The organism is uncultured Methanobrevibacter sp. (assembly GCF_947170395.1).
In the GTDB taxonomy this organism is placed as follows: Archaea; Methanobacteriota; Methanobacteria; order Methanobacteriales; family Methanobacteriaceae; genus Methanocatella.
Genome location: NZ_CAMVTE010000063.1, coordinates 1 through 4922, shown reverse-complemented (window position 1 = coordinate 4922; position 4922 = coordinate 1). Strand labels below are relative to the sequence as shown.

Annotated in this window: 6 protein-coding genes; 2 read left to right on the top strand and 4 right to left on the bottom strand. The window is 35.7% G+C overall.

Annotated features, from left to right (window positions below; genetic code table 11):
• Positions 1 to 259: 259 nt before the first annotated feature.
• Positions 260 to 817 carry a LemA family protein gene (locus Q0W04_RS10455; RefSeq protein ID WP_298503046.1) on the top strand — a complete coding sequence of 186 codons (558 nt, stop codon included), beginning with the start codon at positions 260 to 262 and terminating at the stop codon, positions 815 to 817.
• A 19-nt stretch (positions 818 to 836) separates the two neighbouring features.
• Positions 837 to 2624 (top strand): DUF2207 domain-containing protein, encoded by a 1788-nt coding sequence (locus Q0W04_RS10450; RefSeq protein WP_298503043.1) that lies wholly within the window; start codon positions 837 to 839, stop codon positions 2622 to 2624.
• 240 nt (positions 2625 to 2864) lie between these two features.
• Here Q0W04_RS10450 and Q0W04_RS10445 read toward each other — a convergent pair whose 3' ends face one another.
• From Q0W04_RS10445 to Q0W04_RS10430, 4 genes are all read right to left on the bottom strand, one after another.
• Positions 2865 to 3830 (bottom strand): RNA-guided pseudouridylation complex pseudouridine synthase subunit Cbf5, encoded by a 966-nt coding sequence (locus Q0W04_RS10445; protein ID WP_298503040.1) that lies wholly within the window; start codon positions 3828 to 3830, stop codon positions 2865 to 2867.
• A gap of 72 nt (positions 3831 to 3902) precedes the next feature.
• Positions 3903 to 4124, bottom strand: coding sequence for a 50S ribosomal protein L14e (locus Q0W04_RS10440; protein ID WP_298503037.1), 222 nt, complete (start codon positions 4122 to 4124; stop codon positions 3903 to 3905).
• Positions 4125 to 4646, bottom strand: coding sequence for a (d)CMP kinase (gene cmk / locus Q0W04_RS10435; RefSeq protein ID WP_298503035.1), 522 nt, complete (start codon positions 4644 to 4646; stop codon positions 4125 to 4127).
• On the bottom strand, positions 4646 to 4912 hold the full coding sequence (locus Q0W04_RS10430; protein WP_298503032.1) for a 50S ribosomal protein L34e: 267 nt from the start codon (positions 4910 to 4912) through the stop codon (positions 4646 to 4648). The genes cmk and Q0W04_RS10430 overlap by 1 nt, the downstream gene beginning before the upstream one ends.
• Between the last annotated feature and the right edge of the window lie 10 nt (positions 4913 to 4922).

The window sequence follows — 4922 nt, the reverse complement described above, 5'->3', positions numbered from 1 at the left end:
ACGCCCACGAGATTTCCAGTCTCGCGCCTTACCAGGCTAGACTATCTCGGCATAATAGTTAGCAATACTTGCACATCATATTGACTAGTATAATATGATAAGATAATATATCAACTTCCCCATATATAAAGGTATTGTTTAAAACAGATATTTTTCCAAAATAATTGTTTTCAATATAATTATAATTACCCAACTATTTAAACTTAAAATGGGAAAGTATATGTCCTAAATATATAATACATATAATACAGGTGATAAAATGAATCTCATTTTAATAATAGTATTGGTTGCTGCAATACTTTTTATCGGATTTACAATCGTACATTTATATAACAATCTCGTAAGTTTAAGAAACCGCGTAAAAAACAGTTACGCGCAAATAGAAGTTCAACTCAAAAGAAGAAATGATCTCATTCCAAATCTTGTGGAAACCGTTAAAGGATATGCTTCACACGAAAAAGGTGTTCTTGAAGAGGTTACCAAAGCAAGATCCAGTGTGATGAATGCTTCAAACATTGCTGAAACCACTGCAGCTGACAACCAGCTCACAGGTGCCCTTAAGTCCCTTTTTGCAGTGGCTGAAAATTACCCTGAACTTAAGGCCAATTCCAATTTTCAGCAATTGCAAACTGAATTAACCGAAACAGAGGACAAAATTGCTTATTCAAGGCAATTCTACAACGACGTCGTTTATAAATACAATAATGCATGCGAACAGTTCCCAAGCAACATGTTTGCAAGACTGTTTAACTTTAAAGAAGCTGAATTTTACCAGGCCCCTGAAGGAGAAACAGAAGTTCCGGAAGTTAAATTTTAAAAGGAAAAGGTGAAATTATATGGATGTTAAAAAAACATTTTGTATAATTTTATTATTTATGGTGTTGTTTTCAGCAATAGCTGTTGTCTCAGCGGATGATGATGACAAAAGCTACTCAATAAAACAGGCATTTATTGAGCTTACCGTTGGGGATGACGGTCTACTCCATGTAGATGAAATATATAATTATGCATTTCACGGAACATATAATGGAATTTACAGAGACATACCTCTAAAAGAAGGGGAAAGCATAGATAACATTAGCGTAGAAACCAAGGGAGCCTATTCTGACGTGGAAGTTATTGAAAAGGATGGTGAAACCCAACTGAAAGTATATCTGTATGCCGATGAAGGACATACAAAAAAGATATCCAATACCGAAGTTTATGTCTACATCAGCTATGACATGAAAAATACTGTCACAGTCTTTGATGATATCGCAGGATTACAATATAAACTTTGGGGAGAAGACTGGGATGTTGGAATCGATGCCCTAACAGCAATCATTCATCTGCCGGGAGACACAAATAATGAATATTACCTAAATCCTCAGGAATATAATTCCACAAGTGAGCTGCGCGGTTCAACAATCACATTAACATCCACACAAATACCAAAAGGAGAATTCTATGAACTGCTCGTTTTAATGCCTCTGGATGACTTTAACGATACACCATACGCAAGACATGTTCATGAAAACGGACATGACAAGATAATCCACAATCTTGAAGACAGTGTAAACGGACGCTCATTCTGGAATGCAACATACATCCTGCTGGGATTGCTATCTCTTATCTCCCCAATCGTCAGTATAATAGTTTACATCAGATTAGGTAGGGAACCTAAAGTAGACTATGACGGAATTTATGAACGAGAACCGCCGACAGACGATCCTCCCGCAGTTGTAAATGCACTTATAGACAATTCATATGAAATCGGAACTCCAAACATGAACGGATTTGAAGCAACAATCCTTAATCTGATTGACAAAAAAGTCATTGAATTAGAAACAAGAACTGATTCCGACACAGACATGAACGAATTGTTTTTAAAATTAAACAAAAACCATGATGCTGATTTGGCTATTCATGAAAACACCGTTCTGGACATATTGTCAATGTTTGCACATGACGATATCGTGAACCTGTCAAGTCTAAACTCAGACCTCTCCTATGAATCCAATGCAAAACTGTTCATGGAAGAATATAATGTATGGCAGCAAGACGTGAAACATGAATACCTCGACAGCAGAACCCTCAAGAAATACTTCAACAGCAAGGGTTCCTCAATGATGAACACAATTGGAGTTTTAGGATTGGTAGCCGGAATAATAATATTCATATTGGGATTGTTTACAAATCTCAGCAACGGAGTATTCGCAATCGGAGGAGGAATAGTTCTTTCAGTATTCTCATTTATCGTGCTGATGCTTCCTCAAGACATTTTCGGACAATGGACCAAAAAAGGTAGAGTATTCTATCTGAAATGGAAAAACTTCCAGGACTTCTTGGAGGACAACAGCCTAATCAATGAACACCCTCCTGAATCAATAGTTGTTTGGAAAAAGTACCTGATTTATGGTGCGGCTCTCGGAGTTGCTGACAGTGTCTACGATGCCATGAAACTTCAGGAAAAAAATATTGCAGAGTTTGATGATGACATCTTCCTCTATCACCACTACGGAGGATATTATATGATGCATCATGCATTTGAAACAGGCGAAACATCCGCCAATCCTTCTTCCGATACCGGCAGTTTTGGAGGCTTCGGAGGTGGATCCGGTGGCGGAGGTGGAGGAGCATTCTAGCTTCTTCATTTTCTATTTTTTTCAAAACACATTAATTTTTAAAAGAAGATGTAGATAACAAAATAAGATTATGAAATAAATTTGGATTGAATGAATTTAATTAAAAGTATAAAAAAAATAATTAATTCAAAACCCAACAACCATAAAATAATAACAGAGAAAATAAAAATAACAAAGATTATTTGACAGTGATCTTGCTGTTTTGCTTTGAGAACAACAAATAATTAATTAAATCAAAACTTACTTCCAAAATCTTGGATAAGTATCAGGTTTCATGAACACTTTAGAAGTATTAACTGCAAATCCATTATCCGCTTCCAGAATTTCATTTGAACTCAGCAATGAATTACCTGATGCGACCAATTCACCTTTAAGAGTTTCAATAGCCACAATATCATTTTTTTGAATATTATTTGCTAATGAAGCAATCCCTCCGCAAGCAAGATCCGCCCCATGACATATTGCATCTACTGCGGAATCTTTAACAACTATTTTAGGAAGGTAATCAGCAGCCCTCTCCATTGGCATAATAGCTTCACGCAGGAATGATTCATCACCATCTTCTTTCCAGAAATGGTATGCATCAGTCACATCCTGAAGTGTAACCAAATTGTTCTTTTCTGTAAATGAACCTACCTGTGTTCTTCTAAGCTCAGCCATATGAGCCCCAACACCCAAGGCTTCACCAATATTATGGCAATAGGTTCTTACATAGGTTCCAGCTTCACAGCCAATTCTAAATAGCACATCTCTTCCTTCAATTTCATAAATTGTTGAATAATAGATATTACGTGTTCTCATTTCACGTTTTACTGCTGATTTTACTGGAGGCAATTGAAATATCTTACCTGTAAACTCAGCAAACACTTCACGAATCCTATCTTCATCAACATCCTGATGGAAAGTTAAAAGACAGACATATTCTTTTGGAGCTGTTAAAAGAAGTTGAATAGCTCTAGTTGCTTCATCAAGACCGACAGGCAAAATCCCAGTAACCTTAGGATCCAATGTCCCTCCGTGACCTGATTTTTCTAAATTTAGGATACGTTTAACCCAGGAATCAATTTCATGAGAAGTCGGACCTGAAGGTTTATCCAAATTAATAACGCCTTTGGAAATGTATTCTTCAATTTCACGTTCTTCAGGCTTGCATCCAAAATCAGGATTTGTAAAACTGCTGGATTTTGTTACCATGTCAAACTTCATGAAAACATACCCTTTAAAAAAAATAGTAAATAAAAAAAGTTATGAATAATAATTTAATTATTCATTTTGAATCTATAAGTCAGCTAAAGCTGCTTTAATAGAGACGATATCGCCAGAAACATCGATAGTTTCTTCTGTTGGTTCTAAGTGAGCAATGTTACATCTTCTGTTTTTAACTGCTTCACCAACAACTTCTACAAAGTTTTCATCGATAATTTCAACGATTGCACATTTTTCGCCAGCTTCTCTACCAGCGATTTTAACACATACTCTACCTACTTCGATTGATGCCATTTATATCACCTTTAATGTTTGAATAATGATTTCTGATACATTTTCAGGATTGAAAGTATCAGTATTTATAATCAAATCATAGATATCCATATTAGAAATGTCTATGTTATGGATTTCCATGTATCTTAAGGCTTCGCTTTTTTCACGAATCACAATTTCGTTTTTGGCTACATCAACAGATTTTTCTTCTCTTTCAGCTATTCGTTTAGATCGAACATCAAATGGAGTTACTAACCAAAGTTTTAAATCAGCATTATCAACAAAATATGCTGATAATCTGCCCTCAATTATTAAATTTTCTGCTTCCTTAGCCTTTTGAGCTTGCCTTCTATCAATTTCTTTATCAATATCATCATTACCTTCAGCAAATTCACTAAATTCAAGAACGCTCATTCCTTTCTCTGCAGCCATTTCCCTAAATACAAATCCTGCAGAGATGTATGGAATATTCAATTTTTCACTAAGCAATTCTGCTGTAGTGGTTGTTCCAGTTCCAGCTAATCCGCCGATAGTAATTATCATTATTTTCTAGCCTCGTTTTTGAAAAGTTTACGAGCACATTTTGAGCATAAGTACCCACCGTAAGGACGGCTAGGTCTTTTAGCTGTTTTTGATAATTTTCCAATTTCATATGGACGTCCACGAGGAACTCCATGTAATACTGCACCACATTCAGCACAAACATGCTTAGATGGTTTTTTCTTTTTGTATCTTAAAACATTTTCTCCGCCAGGAGTGTTTTTATGAACTCTTTTATATGATCTTGATCTAAACCTATTTGCAGGCATTTAATCACCT

Coding starts and splice junctions, on each gene's coding strand:
- Q0W04_RS10450 (WP_298503043.1), top strand. CDS start 837: ATGGATGTTAAAAAAACATTTTGTATAATTTTATTATTTATGGTGTTG.
- cmk (WP_298503035.1), bottom strand. CDS start 4,646: ATGATAATTACTATCGGCGGATTAGCTGGAACTGGAACAACCACTACA.
- Q0W04_RS10445 (WP_298503040.1), bottom strand. CDS start 3,830: ATGAAGTTTGACATGGTAACAAAATCCAGCAGTTTTACAAATCCTGAT.
- Q0W04_RS10440 (WP_298503037.1), bottom strand. CDS start 4,124: ATGGCATCAATCGAAGTAGGTAGAGTATGTGTTAAAATCGCTGGTAGA.
- Q0W04_RS10455 (WP_298503046.1), top strand. CDS start 260: ATGAATCTCATTTTAATAATAGTATTGGTTGCTGCAATACTTTTTATC.
- Q0W04_RS10430 (WP_298503032.1), bottom strand. CDS start 4,912: ATGCCTGCAAATAGGTTTAGATCAAGATCATATAAAAGAGTTCATAAA.